This window comes from Achromobacter kerstersii, from assembly GCF_902859595.1.
GTDB lineage: Bacteria > Pseudomonadota > Gammaproteobacteria > Burkholderiales > Burkholderiaceae_B > Achromobacter > Achromobacter kerstersii.
The window spans coordinates 1,965,748-1,981,457 of sequence record NZ_CADIJQ010000001.1 but is presented as its reverse complement, the minus strand read 5'-3'; the positions used below and the strand labels follow the sequence as shown (position 1 = coordinate 1,981,457).

Below are 15,710 nucleotides of genomic sequence, written 5' to 3'. Positions count from 1 at the left end.
CCTTCCTTAGCTCTTGCGGTCCGCCTCGGCGGGCGGACGCGCGGGCAGGTATTTGTTCAACTGTTCGGACAACTCAGGCTCCCATTCGTGGGCGGGCAGCGTGTGCAGCGTGATGCCGACGTTCGTATATAGGGTGTCTGCCAGCCACGACAGTCCGCGCGCGGCCAGCAGGTCGGCCGCGATGACGGCCGCGTACGAGCGCTGGCGCGGCGATTCCGAATGGCCCTGCATGTCTTGCAAGCGGCGCAGCACGGTTTCCACGCCTTCGGTGTCCAGCTGCGCAACCAGCTCTTCGCGCAACGCACCGAATTCCTGCAAGGGGCCGCTGGCCGCGCCTTCGGCGTCCGCACCGCTCAGCCACGCCAACGTCTCGCTGTCCACAAAGGGGCGGCCGTCGTTGAAGCTCAGATCGACCAGCGACGGAATGCGGCGTACGAAGCGTTCCGTGGCCAGACGGATCGCCGTTGCCACGTCTTTCATTTCCAGCCGCGCCGCCATACCTGCCGCCAGAAAGCTGCCGCGTATCCAATAGGGCGAGGCGACGACGCTTTTCTCTACGCGCTGCAACAACGCGGGGTTGACGGCATTGCCCGCCAACGCCTCGCTGTAGCCGTCCGCGATGTCGGCCGGCACCGCCATGAGTTCCGTGCGCGTGCCATGCCGCGTGGGCGGTGCGGCATGCAGATGCGCCCAAAGCGCGAAGCGGCGCAGCTGATAGCCGGTGGGGTCGTACGCATCCTGCTGGTTGACGAAGTCGGCCACCCCCAGCAGCGACCGCCGGTTCTCGCGTTCGTCACCCGGCTTCAAGCGGGTGTTGTCCGTGTTGAAGAACGCTTCGGTGATGGCCTGCCCGCCTTGTTGGCCAGCACTTCGGGCGGGCGCGGGGCTTTCCGGAAACCGGGTTTGTTCGACGCGGCGCGAGAAGTGCGCCTCGAGCCCGGTCAGTTGCGCTTGATCCAGTTGGGCGGCAACGGCGCAGGCTTGCAGGCGGTCAAGCGCTTGTTGCGCCCGGGCGTGATCCGCCTTGCTGAAACCGGTGGCGGACAAGGCGTCCAACGCGCTGCGCAGACGCTCCGCCTGCACGGCCACCAGCCGGCGCTTGCCCAGATAGCCGGTGGGGCCGGGCTTGGGGTGTCCGGTCTCCCAATAGTGTTCGACCATGCCCGCCAATACCTCCGCGGCCTCGGCCCAGCGTGGCCAGGAGGGGGCCTTCAGGCGCGCGGATATCAAATGGCCGGCGATGCGGAAATGCTTGCATTGCGTGCTCAGGTATTGGCGCGACGCTTCATCCACGTACAGCCAGTCCAGCCGCGCTTCCTGCAAGCCGCCCAGCTTGATCATTTCGTGGTCGATCGCCTGAAAAGTTTCGTCTTCGGGATCAAAGTGGCCCGCCGGATGGCGCGCGTCCAACGGGGCCAGCAACGCGTCGAGTGCAAGAGGGGCGTAGTCCGTCACCAGTGACATGCCTCGCGCTGGCGGGACAGCAGGGCCTGCAAGCCGGTGGCGTTGAACGTCAGGCCATTCAGCGGGGCGTAGTCGCTTTCCACCCGCAACTGCGCGCCCGCCACGAAGGGGCGCAACTGTTCAATGGCCACCAGGCCCCGGCCCGCATCCACGACGTTGCCTTCATCCAGTACGCGCCATCGCCGGGCGGCGGACAGCGGGCGTTCATCGATGTGAAGACGGATGCTGATTTGATTGCGTTCGAACGGCTGCTCGGCCACCAGTTGCAGGCGCGAGATGTTGGACAGGCAACTGATCGCCAGATACGTGGGTGGGCCGGCGGCTTGCGCGGGCGCGGAGATCATCACCCGGTGTTGTCCCGCGTGCTCGTCTTGCGTGTGAGACAGCAGAAAGGCGGTGTCGCCGGCTTGCCGGGCGGCTTCGTTCATGCGGACAAGATCGGACGCCAGGGTGGGCGCCGGCAAAAAGGGCGGCGGCTGCTCGGCGGCGACGGGCGGTGCGATGTCGAGGGCGGGCGCCGGCTCATCTGGCAGCAGGCTCGGCGGACTCATCGGCGCAGGGTCGATTGACACGGTGCGCGCGGGGCGCTCAACCGGGCGGGGTGGCGTGCCCGCCAGAGCGTCAAAGCAGGCCAGCCGTTCAATGGCCGAGATGATCTGCGTGCAGGCGGCGGCGTCGGGGCCGGACACGGACACCGCGTGGCTGGCCAATGGCGCCAGCAACAACAGGGGCAGAAGGGTGAAACGCTTCATAAGGGGTGGTCCTCCCGGTCCAGATTCCAGGCCTGGCAGCGGCGTGCCAGCGTGCGTTTGGGGATACCCAGGCTCTGCGCGGCGCGGCTGCGAGACCCATTGACCTGGCGCAGCCGGGCTTTGATCACCAGGCTTTGGAACGTGTCCAGCGCCTGGGGCAGGTTGTCGGTATGCAGCAGCCCTTGCAGCATCGCGCTGCCCGGGTCGGCAAGCGGCGGGGCGTCCAGGTCCGGTTGCGACAAGTCCAGCATGCCGGCACTGATGCGTTGCCCGGGGGGCGTGCGTTCTGCCGCCACCAGCACCACGCTGCGCAACTGGCGCACGTTGCCGGGCAAGGGCTGTGCCGCCAACATCGCCAGCGCCTCTGGCGTGATGCCCGCAACGCGCGACTGGCGTTCACGGTTGTGCTGCAACACCGTATGAAAGGCCAGCGCGGGAATGTCCTCGGGGCGGTCGCGCAGCGCGGGCAACGCCAGCGTCAGTTGCCGGATGCGGAAATACAGGTCTTCGCGGAAATGCCCGTCGCGCACCCGTTGGGGCAGCGGCTGATGGGTCGCGCAGATCAGGCGGAAGTCGGAACTCAGTTCACGCGTGGCGCCCAATGGCCGATATTTCTTTTCGTTCAACAGACGCAGCAGGGTGCCTTGCAGCGCCAAGGGCATGTCGCCGATTTCGTCCAGGAACAGCGTGCCGCCATCGGCTTCGGCAACCAGCCCGGACCTGGCCTGCAAGGCGCCCGTAAAGGCGCCGCGCACATTGCCGAACAGCTCCGCTTCAATCAGCTCCTTTGGGATGGCGGCGCAATTGACGGGCACGAACTTGCCTCGGCGCGGCGAGGCTTGATGAATCAGCCACGCGGCATGGTCTTTGCCCGTGCCGGTTTCGCCGGTCAGCAGGACGGCCAGCGCGGAATCCGCAAAGCGCAGCATGTCTTCGCGCATACGCCGGGCCGCAGGGCTGACGCCGATGAATTCGGCCGCCAGCAGGCGCGCAGCGCGCATCCGGCTTTGTTCGACGGCCGGCTCTGCGTGCTGGCTGCGTTGGTAGCGCGCATCATCGGCCACGTTGGCCTGCCGATGCAGACGCGCGTAAAGGGATTCGTGGGCCGCAAGCAGCGCGCGCCAGAGGGAATCATCGCGCCACGCCGACAGCACCGCGGGCGGCCCGGCCAGCGCCAGTACGGTCAAGGGCTGGCGGCGCTCGTCGCGCAGCGGAATCGCCAGCAACCCGAATTGCGCACCCAGTTCATCGCGCAGCCGTTCATACCCCGTGCCCACATCGACCAGCCCGGACATCTGATCGATCAGACAAGACTTTGCACTGGTCATGGTGTAGACGAGGGGGTCGTCAAGCGCGTCCATGCTGATGTCGGGAAGGGGATTGGCCGCCGACCCCGCCTGCACAAGCGGAAACAGCCGGTCTCCTGTGGCGTCTCGCGCGTACAGGCATGCGCCGGCCATGCCCGGCACGTTCAGGCACGCGTCGAGGAACACGCGTGACAGCGCGTCCACGCGTGAAGCCATGGCCATGTCCCGGGCGATGTCCGCCACGCTTTGCGCATCCATCGCGGACCTTTAATCCAGCGTGGCGGCGAAGCCGCCTTGCGACCATTCCAGCCGGGCGCTGCCAAAGGCGAGCCCGGCGGCCAACTGTTGCAGCACCGCCAGCGAAAGGGGGGGCAAGAGTTCGCCATCGATGGTGGCGTCCAGCAGACGCGCGCCGTTCTCGTGGCGCGCGCAGCGGCCACGCAGTTCATCGCGCGCGCTGGCGCTGAGGTGCAGCGTGGCGTTGTAGCGCGTCGCGAATTGGACGCGCAAACGTTCCAGCCGGCTTTGGATGATCTGGTCCAGCACACTTTCGTCCAGATACCGGTATGGCACCACCTGCATGCGCGCAAGCAGCGCCGGTTTGAAGAATGCGGCCAGCCGGATGCGCAGCGCGTCTTCGGACAGATCGGCCAGATCGCCGTCTTGTTGGTCGAATCCGAGGTTGGAAGTCAAGAAGAACAGGACGTTCTTGCAATCAATCTGGCGCCCTTCGCCGTCAGCCAGTTCGCCCTTGTCGAAGGCCTGGTAGAACAGGCTCATGACCTCGGGGTGGGCCTTCTCGACTTCGTCCAGCAACACCACCGAATAGGGCTGCCGCCGGATTGCCTCGGTCAGCACGCCGCCTTCGCCGTACCCGACATAGCCGGGCGGCGCACCCAGCAGGCGCGACACCGTATGCCGCTCCTGGAATTCGGACATGTTGATCGTGGTCAGGAACTGCCTGCCGCCAAATAGTTCGTCGGCCACCGCCAACGCGGTTTCGGTCTTGCCAACGCCGCTGGGGCCAACGAGCAGGAACGCGCCCAGGGGCGTGCCGGGGCGGCGCAAGTCGGCCATGGCCGTCAGCAAATGCTTGTGCAAGCGATCAATGGCGCCATCCTGGCCCTTGATACGTTCACCCAGTACGGCAGGCAACCGGGCCAGGCGTTCTATCTGGCCACGATTGAGCGTGGTGGCGGGAATGCCGGTCCAGTCGGAAATGACCTGGGCGATCTGCGCGTGGCCGACATCGGCATGCAACAACGCGCCATCGCGTTGGAGCGCGGTCAGCGCCGCCACCTGTTGGCGCAATTCGTCGGAGGCAGGGTGGCCCGGCGAATCCGGGTCATCGTCATCCAGCGCGCCGCGCAAGCGCAAGATGTCATCGACCAGCGCCTTCTGCTGTTCCCACGCCTGTTGCAGCTGTGTGATGCGGCCGGCAACCGCGGCGGCATCGGCCTGGAGTTCGGCCAGACGGCGCGGCGCGGCGTCGCGGCCGGCGCGAGCATCGCGATGCAACTGCTGGAGTTCGGCTGCGATTTGCAATTGTTCATGTTCCATCGCCGTGAGCCGGCGCGGAGGCTCTGCCAACGCCGTCGCCACGCGGGCGCTGGCGGTGTCCAGCACATCAATGGCCTTGTCGGGCAATTGCCGGCCCGACAGGTAGCGTGCTGACAACGTCACGGCCGCCTGCAAGGCGTCGTCGCCGATGTAGACACGATGCGCCTGTTCGTAAATGCGGCGCAAGCCACGCAAGATGTGAACCGCCTGTTCCTGGCTGGGTTCATCCAGCTTCACCAGCTGGAATCGTCGCGTCAGGGCCGGGTCTTTCTCGAAGTACTTTTTGTATTCGGTCCAGGTCGTGGCCGCGATGGTGCGCAATTCGCCGCGCGCAAGCGCGGGCTTGAGCAAGTTGGCGGCGTCGCTGCCGCCGGCGGCATTGCCCGCGCCAATCAGCGTATGCGCCTCGTCGATGAACAGGATGATGCGCTGGGCCGATGCCTTGACCTCGTCAAGCACGGCCTTCAGGCGCTTTTCGAATTCGCCCTTGACCGACGCGCCCGCCTGCAACGCGCCCAGGTCCAGCCCCCATAGCGACACATGACGCAAGGGCGCCGGCACACGTTCTTGCACGATGCGCAACGCCAGGCCCTCGACCACGGCGCTCTTGCCGACGCCCGCGTCGCCCACCACGATGGGGTTGTTTTTGCGGCGGCGTGACAGGATGTCGATCATCTGGTCGATCTCGGCATCGCGGCACAGCACGGGATCAATCTTGCCGGCACGCGCCTGTGCGGTGAAGTCGTGCCCATACTTCGCCAGCGCGCTGTCGGACGACACCGATGATGCGTGAATCGCGTCGGCATTGCCTGCCGCGGGTTCACCGGCCGGTGATTCGCAGGAGTGTTGAAACACGCTGCTGAATTCTTTGCGCAAGGCCTCGCGGTTGATGTGTTCGAACAGCGTGATGGCGGAAAGGGGAAGATAGCGCCCCGGATTCAGCAGCGCGGCCAGCGTCAGGCTGCCCCCGCGCAACTGTGTATGGCCGAGCTCCAGCGACGCCAGCAGCCACGCTTCCTGTAGCCACTCGATCAGCAGCGGCGAGAACGTGGGGTATTGGCCCGGCGTTTCACTGCGATAAGGGCTGGCGTTAGCCAGCGCCTGGCGGACCGAATCCGGGTCGAGTTCGGCGTGCTTGATCAGCATGCGCATATCCGACAAGGGCTGGTCGACCAGCTTGAACAGCACGTGCGCCACGGTGATCTCGGCGCAATGCTGGCTGATGCACAGACTGGCGGCTTCTTCCAGGGCCTGGCGGCTGATCGGATTCAAGCGTTCGATCAGGGCGGAGAGGTCAATTCTGATCATGGCGTCACACGCGTTCGAGGAATCCACAACGAGACCATGCCACTCAAATTAATTCCATAGGAGGACTATGAAACCGCGCCCGGAACGCGCTCACCGTGCCAAAGATGTCTCACTTGGCGCACGTGCTCAAGCACATTTAGTAGTCGTCCTATTGCGACTCATCCTTCAGCCCTCTTAGCATCAGCCCACTGGTTCGAGGCCGCCAAAAACGGCTTCCCAAACTCTCCAAAGGAGCTTGTCATGGCGAAGAAATCGGTGTCCGTCGCCCCGCCGGAACGGATCAACATCAAGTACGTGCCCGCCACGGGCGACCAGCAGGCTGAGATCGAGCTTCCCCTGAAATTGCTGATCACGGGCGACTTCAAGGGGCACGGCGAAGAGACGGCGCTGGAGGAGCGGCCGGTGGTGCGCATCGACAAAGACAACTTCGACGATGTCATCGCGGAAGCCGGCATCGCCTTGACGATGCAAGTGCCGTCTCGGCTGGGTGAAGCAGGCCAGGAAGACGACACCTTGAATGTGTCGCTGGACTTCAAACGCATGCGTGATTTTTCGCCGGATGCCATTGCGCGGCAGGTGCCGGAATTGAACAAGCTGCTGGAATTGCGTGAAGCGCTTGTCGCGCTCAAAGGCCCCCTGGGCAACGTGCCGGCGTTTCGCAAGCAGCTTCAGACCTTGCTTGCCGATGACAAGGCGCGCACCGCGCTGGCCAAGGAACTGAATCTGGTCCTGGAAAAGCCGGCCGCCTGAGCCTGCCGTTTCGCTGCAACGCCAACCCGCAAAAAAAGGATACGAGCATGAAGGCTCAAGCTGCCGCCAAGTCAGAAGACAACCCGTCGATCGGCCTGTTGGACCAGATCATGGCCCAAACCCGCATCGAACCCAGCCACGAAGGTTATGCCGTTGCCGAACGCGGCGTCGCGGCGTTCATTTCAGAAATACTGAAAACACAGGAACGCGAGCAGCCCGTCAACAAGCAGCTGGTGGACCAGATGATCGCGCAGATCGACCGCAAGCTTGGCTTGCAGATGGACGCCATCTTGCACCAGCCGCCGCTGCAAGCGCTGGAGTCCGCATGGCGCGGGCTGAAGCTGCTGGTAGACCGCACCGACTTCCGCGAGAACATCAAGATCGAAATCCTTCACGTCACGAAGGAAGAGATGCTGGAAGACTTCGAAAGCGCGGGCGACATCACGCGCAGCGGTCTGTACAAGCACGTTTACACCGCGGGCTATGGCCAATTCGGCGGCGAGCCGGTGGCCAGCATCGTCAGCAACTACACGTTCGGCCCGTCGTCGCCCGACATCAAACTGCTGAGCTATGTGGCGTCTGTGGGCGCCATGGCGCATGCGCCGTTCCTGGGCGCGGCGGGCGCCGAGTTCCTGAACATCGACGGCTTTCAGGAACTGCCCAATCTGAAGGAAGTGCGCGACATCTTCGAAGGCCCCCGCTTCACGAAATGGCGCGGCTTGCGCGAGTCCGAAGACGCGCGCTATCTGGGCCTGACGATGCCGCGTTTCCTGCTGCGCCAGCCCTACGATCCGCTGGAAAACCCCACCAGCAGTTTCGTCTACCGCGAAACCATCGACGGTCAGCACGACAACTACCTGTGGGGCAATACGTCGTACCTGCTTGCCAGCCGCATCACCGACAGCTTCGCCAAGTACCGCTGGTGCCCCAACATCATCGGCCCGCTGTCCGGCGGCGCGGTGGACGATCTGCCGGTCCACCTGTACGAGTCGCTGGGTCAGCTGCAAGCGAAGATCCCCACCGAAGTGCTGGTGTCCGACCGCAAGGAATTCGAGCTGGCCGAAGAAGGTTTCATTGCGCTGACCATGCGCAAAGACAGCGACAACGCTGCGTTCTTCTCGGCGAACTCGGTGCAAAAGCCGAAGCTGTTCCAGAAGACGCCCGAAGGTCAGGCCGCACAGACGAACTTCAAGCTGGGTACGCAATTGCCCTACATGTTCATCGTCAACCGTCTGGCGCACTACATCAAGGTGCTGCAGCGCGAGCAGATCGGCAGCTGGAAGGAACGCCAGGATCTCGAACGCGAATTGAACACGTGGCTCAAGCAGTACATCGCGGATCAGGAAAGCCCGTCGGCGGATGTGCGCAGCCGCCGCCCGTTGCGCGCCGCGCAGGTGCAGGTGCAAGACGTCAGCGGTAACCCCGGCTGGTATCAGGTGTCGCTCGCCGTGCGTCCGCACTTCAAGTACATGGGCGCCAACTTCGAACTGTCGCTGGTCGGCCGTTTGGACAAGGAATAAGGAGGCGCTCCGCATGCCGAGGTCGCGGGGACAGGGCAGTTTGTTTGAACGGCTGGTGCCCGACGCCTTGCCTCGGCGCAGCCGCTCCCGGCAAGAGCTGGCCGCCGAGCGCGTCCTTGCCATCAAGCGGCATCTGGAACGCATCCTCAACAGCCGCCGGGGCTGCTCAATGAGCAGCCCCGGGCTGGGCTTGCAGGACTTCAACGACGCGTCGATGGGCAGCGCCGACTTGCTGTTGCAGGTCAGCCAGGACATCCGGGCCTCGGTCGCGGCTTACGAACCCCGCGTCAAGGTGATGAGCGTGCGATCGCGGCCCGATCCTGCCCAGCCGCTCAGCCTGAACTTCAGGCTGGATTGTCTGGTGCCTATCTTCAATAAGGAAGAGCAGGTGGAGATCGATCTGGTGATTCACCATCAGGACGGCTATACGCGGATCGTTTGATCCCTGTGGGCCACGGAGGCAGGAAAACATGCCGTTGCGAGGAAAATTCCGCGAGGAGATCGACTATCTGCGCAGGCTCGGACGCGAGTTCGCGCGCGACAACCCGCAGCTGTCGCAATTCCTGGGGGACGAGGCTGCCGACCCGGATGTCGAGCGGCTGCTGGAAGGGTTTGCGTTTCTGACGGCCAAGCTGCGCCTGAAGATTGAAGACGACCTGCCCGAACTCACCCATTCGTTATTGCAGCTGCTGTGGCCCAACTACTTACGGCCCTTGCCCAGCGCGACGATCATGCGGTTCGACCCGGTGGAACGCGCCATCACGACGCGTCAAGTCATCCCGAAGGGCACGCGCGTGTTGTCGCGCCCCGTGGACGGCACGCGTTGCCAGTTCCGGATCAGCACGGATGTGGTGATTTATCCGCTGCATATCGTTGACGTCAGCGATGCCCACACGCGCGAGAAATCCATCCTGCGCGTGGATCTTGAACCCATCGCTGGCAACGCCATCGATACGTTTGACTGCGACAAGCTTGATTTCCACCTGAGCGGCGACGACACCACCGCGTTGACGATGTACCTGTGGCTGTCTCGCTATCTGGGCGAAATCCGGCTGGAGATCGGCGGCCAAACGCGAACGCTGTCCGCCAGGCAGGTGACGTTTCCCGGGTTCTCGCCCGAAGAGTCCTTGTTGCCGTATCCCAAGAACGTATTCGACGGCTATCGGATTCTTCAGGAATATTTCATCTTCCCGAGGCGGTTTCTGTTCTTCAGCTTGGCTGGCCTGCGCGCGCTATGGCCCGAAGGCACCACGCAGCGCGTGCGCTTCGAATTCCATTTCAACCGGCCCATGCCGGTTGACATCCGGCTGCGCCCAAACGACTTGTCCTTGTATTGCGCGCCCGCCGTCAACCTGTTCGAGCAAGACGCCGAACCCATCAACTTGAACGGACGGGCGGTAGATCAACGGCTGATGCCGGGCGGGCAAGACCCCGGCGCCTACGAGATCTTCAGTATTGACGATGTCACCGGCTGGCAGCGGGTGGCGGACGGACAGCGCGGTCGCTTTCTGCGCACGTTTCATCCCTTTGAATCCCTGCAACACGAAATCGAACATGCGCAGGGACGCAGCGCGCTGTACTACCGCAGCCGGATCGAGAACGCGATGAGCGAAGAGGGCGTTGTGCACCGCATTGCCTTCATTCGGGGCGACGAAACCGATTACATCGACGAGGATGAAACCGTGTCGTTGGCGCTGACCTGCACCAACCGCGATTTGCCGCTGGCGCTCGGCGTGGGCGACATCTGTGTGCAGACCCAGACGACGCCCACCTTCGCCACCTACACCAACATCACCCGGCCCACCCCGCCTTACCGGCCCGTGTTGGACGGCGCGCTGCAGTGGACGCTGATCTCGAATCTGTCGCTGAACTACCTGTCGTTGCTGTCGACCGAACCCTTGAAGGCCGTGCTGCGCGCCTACGACTTTGCGGCGCTGCATGACATTCAGCACGCGCGCGCCGGCAGCAAGCGCCTGGACGGCATCGGCGATGCCGTGACGCAGCCGGCCGATCTGTTGATGAAGGGGCTGCCCATACGCGGGCTGAAAACGCGTTTGAAGCTCGACCCTGCCGCGTTCCTGTGTGAAGGAGACCTCTACCTGTTCGGCACGGTGCTAAGCCATTTCTTTGCGCTGTACGCAAGCATCAATTCCTTTCACCTGCTGGAAGCCACCAACACCGGCAATAACGAGCACTACGAATGGCCATTGCAGACCGGAAAACAACCGCTGATCTAGCGGACCTTCTGCTGGCCAGTGCGAAGAACTATGACTTCTTCAGGTTGCTTGAGCAACTGCACGGCCTGCACGAAGATGACCTGGAATCCCGGGACACCCACGAGCCCGAGCATCAGCGTGTCCGCCTGAGCAGCTATGCGGGGCTGGGGTTTCCGGCGTCGGATGTGGCGGTGGCCGAACGCATGCCTGAAGGCGCCCGCAGCCACTATCACGTGCAGGCCACGTTCTTCGGCATGCATGGCCCGGACTCGCCCCTGCCGGGCTACTACCTGGACCGGCTGGCATACGAATACGGCCAAGGCGTCGGCATTCGACCCGCGTTCCTGGATTTCTTCAACCATCGCCTGCTGACGCTGCTGCATCAAGCCTGGCGCAAATACCGCTACTACGTGCGCTTTCGCCGCGAGGCGCACGATCGCTTCTCGCGTTATGTGTTTGCCATGGTGGGCTTGGGTGACGTTGAGCTGCGCGGCGTGACGCCGATTCCCTGGAGCCGCCTGCTGAGCTACGCGGGCGTGATCGCCAGCCGCAGCCGTTCACCGCAGGTGGTGGCGGGCATCGTTTCGCATTGCTTCGACTTGAAGCAGGTGCAAGTGCGCGAGTTCGAGCTGCGCTACATGCATGTGGCCGAGCCGCAGCGCTTGGGGCTGGGGCGGCGCAATGGTGTCCTGGGCGACAGCTTTGTCATCGGCAGCCGCGTCCGCACCCGCTACAGCAAGTTTTCGATTGTTATTTCCAACCTGGATCAATCGCGTTTCCGGGAGTTCCTGCCTAGCGGCGAGAACTTCGAACGCTTGCGCAAGCTGATCGATTTTCTGCTGCGCGACCCCGCGGCCTATGACCTTGAACTGGGGTTACGGCATGACCAGGTGCCGCCGTTCAATCTGGGGCGCGACACCGGCGCGCATCTGGGCTGGACAAGCTTCGTCCAGCACACGGCGGCGCGCCGGCCGTTCATCGTTCGCATAAAGGCCCGTCTATGAAACCCGAATCGCTTCCGAGCCGGCTGGCGCTTGTGGTCGCCAACCCCGAACACCTGCAACATGGCAGCACGCCCCGGCACGGCTTTGATGCCGCGGGCGGAACCATCGGCGGCGAGGGCGCCGATTGGGCGCTGACCGACCAGGCGGGCCGCATCGAGCGCATCCACTGCGAAATCCGCTATGAAGACGCCGCGTTCTGCATCGTTGACCGCAGCGGGAAAACGCGCGTCAACGATGCCAACGAGCCACTGGGCGCTCTGGTGATGGCGAAGTTGCGGGATGGCGACGTCTTGCACATCGGCCCTTACCGTGTCGCCGTGCATTTGCACGATCCCCATCAAGAGCTGCTGGAGCCGGGGCGGCATCTGGCGCAATACGGGGTTGGCGAATTGTTAAGCAACGCGGCGGACGGCCATGACGGCTTGCCGACTGGCGCCTATGTCTTTGAAACCGAGCACGTGTCGGCCCCCCTGGATGCCACCTACCAGGCCCTGAGCGCGCCGCACGACGCTCGCGCGGACACCGACCCCTTGCGTGCCTTGGACGCGGCCGAGCGCACAAGCGAACTCCCGCCTGTCGTGATGGACCCTTGGGATGTGCGCCGCGGCGGCGCCTTGGCCCCGACCCAGGCTGATCTTGCCTCGACCCGGTTTGAAGCCGTGACCGGAACGCCCCTGCCATTTCCTGGAGATTCCCGTATGCCGAAGTCACATGACCGACCCGATGTCCACAGCGGAACCCACAGCGGAACCCGCACTGGGTCCCCCTATCGATTGCGCAACCGGCAGGCCATGGCGGGAGACCCCACCGACGCTGTGGATGCATTGATGCAAGGCCTGGACGTTCCGTTGGGGCCGCTTGACCCGCAAGCGGGGCAGGCGCTGCTGCTGGAAGCCGGCCAGGCGCTGAATGCGGCCATCAAGGGCATCGCCGGGTTGTATGCGGACCAGGCGGGTTCGGCTGCGCCGCGCAAATTGCTGGGACGCAGCTTGCAGCCCATTGAAGACAACCCGCTGCGCCTGGGCCAAAGCTACGCCGACACCGTGCGGGCAATGTTCGCCGCCAATCGCAGTGTGGTGCACCTGTCTCCCAAAGATGCGGTCGACGAAAGTCTGGCGCAGTTGCGCACGCATCACGACGCGGTCACACAGGCGATCGAAGCAGGTCTTCAAGCGTTGTTACGCGCCTTTGCGCCGTCGGTGCTGATGCAGTGCTTTCGCCGCTACCGCCCTGATCAAGATGCGCCGGCCGCCGACGATTGGGCATGGGGCATGTATACGCACTACTACGACGAGTTGGCGTCAGCACGTCAACGAGGGTTCGAGAAGCTGTTCTGGGAAGTGTTTGAACAAGCCTACGACCGGGCTTTGCGGGTGGAGGCCGAATGAAGCGGATGGTTCCTGCTTTGCTGGCGACAACGCTGCTGGCGGCGTGTGGCACGGTTGCCGATGTGGTGACGAAGACAGGGATGGTGCTGATGGACCCGTCCATCCAGATCGGGCCACCCGACGAACAGCTGTCGCTCATCGGGCTCAGCCTGTACGCGGCGGCAGACGTCAATCCCAACCCGGCAAGCATGCCCGATGAAGAACCCGAATCCGCAGCGCCGCCGTCGAACCGGGAAGCGGGGCCTTACGAGGTCAAGCTCAATAGCGGGAATCGCGAAGAGCTGATCGAGCATCTGCGCGGATTGCTGGACGAACTGGAAGAGGGCCGGCCTTCGTTGCATCCGTTGCGGCGGGTGGACACCGGCCCATCGACGATCCAGCGCATGCCGGGTGAAACCGCCGCAGAACCTGGCGCGGCGGATGCCGTGGCGAAGCTGGACCTGTTGCTGGCGATAGGCGTGTCAGAGCACTTCGTGCCGGGCCGGCAGTTTGGCGCGGGCAAGCAGGTAATCGAGCAGGGGTTCTCGGGGGTGCCGCTGCCGCTGGGCGGATTGGCCGCGCCAGGACCGAAAGGCATGGGCGGGTCAGAAAGTCTTGGCGGGCAGGGCGGATTTGGCATGTCCAGCGCGTCCAACGAGTTCAGCGGGGCCGGCGAGTCCGACGAGGCCGCCGGGCTGGGCTTGGGGCAGTACAGCCGCGCGCACAGCCTCCCAACCATGGAACCCACGCCCGCGCCGCGCGGCGCGCCCACCCCGATTGCGTTCAAGGTGCTTCAACTGAAAGACGATTCCCTGCTGCTGAACGCCGACCCGGACCAGCTGGCCAAGGATTTGAAGAAGGCGCTGGGCAGCACCTATGTGGTTGAAGACGATTACGTGCTGCAACCCGGCCAGTTCAAGTTCATTGACTTCGCCCGGATCGAACCCGCCACCCGCTATGTGGCGATCATCGCCGACTTCCATGATCCGAATGGCGCGGTCTGGAAGCACGCATTCCGGCTGGAGCCCACGGGCCGGCGCTACGCCTTGCTGATGACGCTGCATGGCAACCGCGTGGCCATCACCGATGAAAGCTACCGTCCGCCGCAACCGAGATCCCAACCATGACCTCCCGCAATCCCGTTATCTGGAGTGAAGGGCTGTTCGTCAAGCCCCAGCACTTCCAGCAGCAGACCCGCGCGCTTGAACACCATGCCAACCAACGCATTGCGGGCGTCAGTGAGCATCTCTATGGCTTGAGCGAGCTGGAGCTGAACCAGGAATACCTGAGCTTTGGCAAGATCGCCATCGTGCGCGCGCGCGGCGTCATGCCTGATGGCACGGTGTTCGACATCCCGAACGATCAGCCGCCGCCGACACCACTGGCGGTGACCGATACCTCATCCGTCAATCAGACCGTCTACCTGACCTTGCCGCTGCGCTCGGACGGCGTGCTGGAAGTGCAATGGCCAGACACCTACGCCAATGCGCGCTACGTGACGCGTAGCGAAGAGGTGCGCGACACGCATAGCCACGAAGGCGATTACGTGTCGATGGATCTGGCCGCCCCGAACTTGCAGCTGACGCTCGAGCGTGAAGACCGCAGCGCATTTACCGGCATGGCGTTGTGCCGGCTGCTGGACCGTCGGCCTGACGGCAGCCTGCTGCTGGACGACGCGTTCTACCCCACGGGCATGTCCATCAATGCGATCCCGCCGTTGAAACGCTACTTGGGGGAAATCGCCGGCCTGATGCGGGAACGCGCGAAGAACATTGCCGAACGCATCGGCTCGCCCGGGCAGGCCGGCGTGGCGGACGTAACGGACTTCAATCTGCTGCTGGCGTTGAACCGGCTGCATCCGTGGTTTCTGCACTTGTCGCGCCTGCGCCATCTGCACCCCGAGCAGCTCTACATCGCGTTTAGCCAGGCCTGCGGCGAACTGGTCACATTCACCGACGAAGGGCGGCTGCCGCAGGAATATCCGGCCTATCGGCACGACGATCCCCGCCAATCGTTCCGCATGCTTGAGGACACCTTGCGGCGCACGCTCAGCACCGTGTTGCAGCCGCGCGCCGTGTCGCTGCCGATCGAACGCCAGCAGTACGGCGTGCTGACCGCGGCGGTGCACGACCGCAGCCTGTACGCAGACGCGGATTTCGTTCTGGCCGTGCGCGCCCGCATGCCGCTTGACCGGTTGCGTCAGCAGTTCATGCAGCAGGCCAAGGTGGCCTCGATGGAAAAGCTGGGCGAGCTCGTCAGCCTGCAACTGCCCGGCATCCCGCTGCAGCCGCTGCCGGTCGCGCCGCGCCACCTGCCGTTCCATGCCGGCTTTACCTATTTCCAGTTCGACCGCAGCCATCCTTCGTGGCAGATGCTTCGGGATACGGCGGGCTTCGGCCTGCATATTGCCGGCGACTACCCCGAGCTGGAGCTGCAGCTGTGGGCCATCAGGAGCCAATGAC

The 15,710-nt window shown here is 64.1% G+C and carries 12 protein-coding genes; 8 read left to right on the top strand and 4 right to left on the bottom strand.

Annotated elements, in window-relative coordinates; genetic code table 11:
- Nucleotides 1–6: 6 nt before the first annotated feature.
- Genes tssA through tssH form a run of 4 tightly spaced genes read right to left on the bottom strand, consistent with a single transcriptional unit; the run spans nt 7 to nt 6,391 of the window.
- Complete coding sequence (tssA, locus tag HV765_RS08775; RefSeq protein ID WP_175169415.1) at nt 7–1,464, bottom strand: type VI secretion system protein TssA; 1,458 nt, start codon at nt 1,462–1,464, stop codon at nt 7–9.
- Complete coding sequence (locus tag HV765_RS08770; RefSeq protein WP_175169414.1) at nt 1,452–2,216, bottom strand: type VI secretion system-associated protein TagO; 765 nt, start codon at nt 2,214–2,216, stop codon at nt 1,452–1,454. Before HV765_RS08770 ends, tssA begins: the two co-directional genes overlap by 13 nt.
- Nucleotides 2,213–3,781, bottom strand: coding sequence for a sigma 54-interacting transcriptional regulator (locus tag HV765_RS08765; protein WP_175169413.1), 1,569 nt, complete (start codon nt 3,779–3,781; stop codon nt 2,213–2,215). Before HV765_RS08765 ends, HV765_RS08770 begins: the two co-directional genes overlap by 4 nt.
- A 9-nt stretch (nt 3,782–3,790) precedes the next feature.
- A complete protein-coding gene (gene tssH / locus HV765_RS08760) occupies nt 3,791–6,391 on the bottom strand; it encodes a type VI secretion system ATPase TssH (protein ID WP_175169412.1) in 2,601 nt (866 codons plus the stop codon).
- Between the two features lie 240 nt (nt 6,392–6,631).
- Here tssH and tssB point away from each other — a divergent pair, with 240 nt between their 5' ends.
- From tssB to tssK, 8 genes are read left to right on the top strand one after another with little or no spacing between them, the layout of a single operon-like run.
- A complete protein-coding gene (tssB, locus tag HV765_RS08755) occupies nt 6,632–7,141 on the top strand; it encodes a type VI secretion system contractile sheath small subunit (protein ID WP_054424850.1) in 510 nt (169 codons plus the stop codon).
- Nucleotides 7,142–7,188: 47 nt separating this feature from the next.
- Nucleotides 7,189–8,661, top strand: coding sequence for a type VI secretion system contractile sheath large subunit (tssC, locus tag HV765_RS08750; protein WP_054424852.1), 1,473 nt, complete (start codon nt 7,189–7,191; stop codon nt 8,659–8,661).
- A gap of 13 nt (nt 8,662–8,674) precedes the next feature.
- Complete coding sequence (tssE, locus tag HV765_RS08745; RefSeq protein WP_054424854.1) at nt 8,675–9,103, top strand: type VI secretion system baseplate subunit TssE; 429 nt, start codon at nt 8,675–8,677, stop codon at nt 9,101–9,103.
- Nucleotides 9,104–9,131: 28 nt separating this feature from the next.
- Nucleotides 9,132–10,898 (top strand): type VI secretion system baseplate subunit TssF, encoded by a 1,767-nt coding sequence (tssF, locus tag HV765_RS08740; protein ID WP_054424856.1) that lies wholly within the window; start codon nt 9,132–9,134, stop codon nt 10,896–10,898.
- The gene (gene tssG, locus HV765_RS08735; RefSeq protein ID WP_175169411.1) at nt 10,862–11,881 is read left to right on the top strand and encodes a type VI secretion system baseplate subunit TssG; all 1,020 of its coding nucleotides are present in this window, start codon (nt 10,862–10,864) and stop codon (nt 11,879–11,881) included. The genes tssF and tssG overlap by 37 nt, the downstream gene beginning before the upstream one ends.
- A complete protein-coding gene (gene tagH, locus HV765_RS08730; RefSeq protein ID WP_175169410.1) occupies nt 11,878–13,269 on the top strand; it encodes a type VI secretion system-associated FHA domain protein TagH in 1,392 nt (463 codons plus the stop codon). Before tssG ends, tagH begins: the two co-directional genes overlap by 4 nt.
- Nucleotides 13,266–14,375: a type VI secretion system lipoprotein TssJ gene (tssJ, locus tag HV765_RS08725; RefSeq protein WP_175169409.1), complete on the top strand. Its 1,110-nt coding sequence runs from the start codon at nt 13,266–13,268 to the stop codon at nt 14,373–14,375. Before tagH ends, tssJ begins: the two co-directional genes overlap by 4 nt.
- Nucleotides 14,372–15,709 (top strand): type VI secretion system baseplate subunit TssK, encoded by a 1,338-nt coding sequence (tssK, locus tag HV765_RS08720; protein ID WP_175169408.1) that lies wholly within the window; start codon nt 14,372–14,374, stop codon nt 15,707–15,709. Before tssJ ends, tssK begins: the two co-directional genes overlap by 4 nt.
- The last annotated feature ends 1 nt before the right edge of the window (nt 15,710 follow it).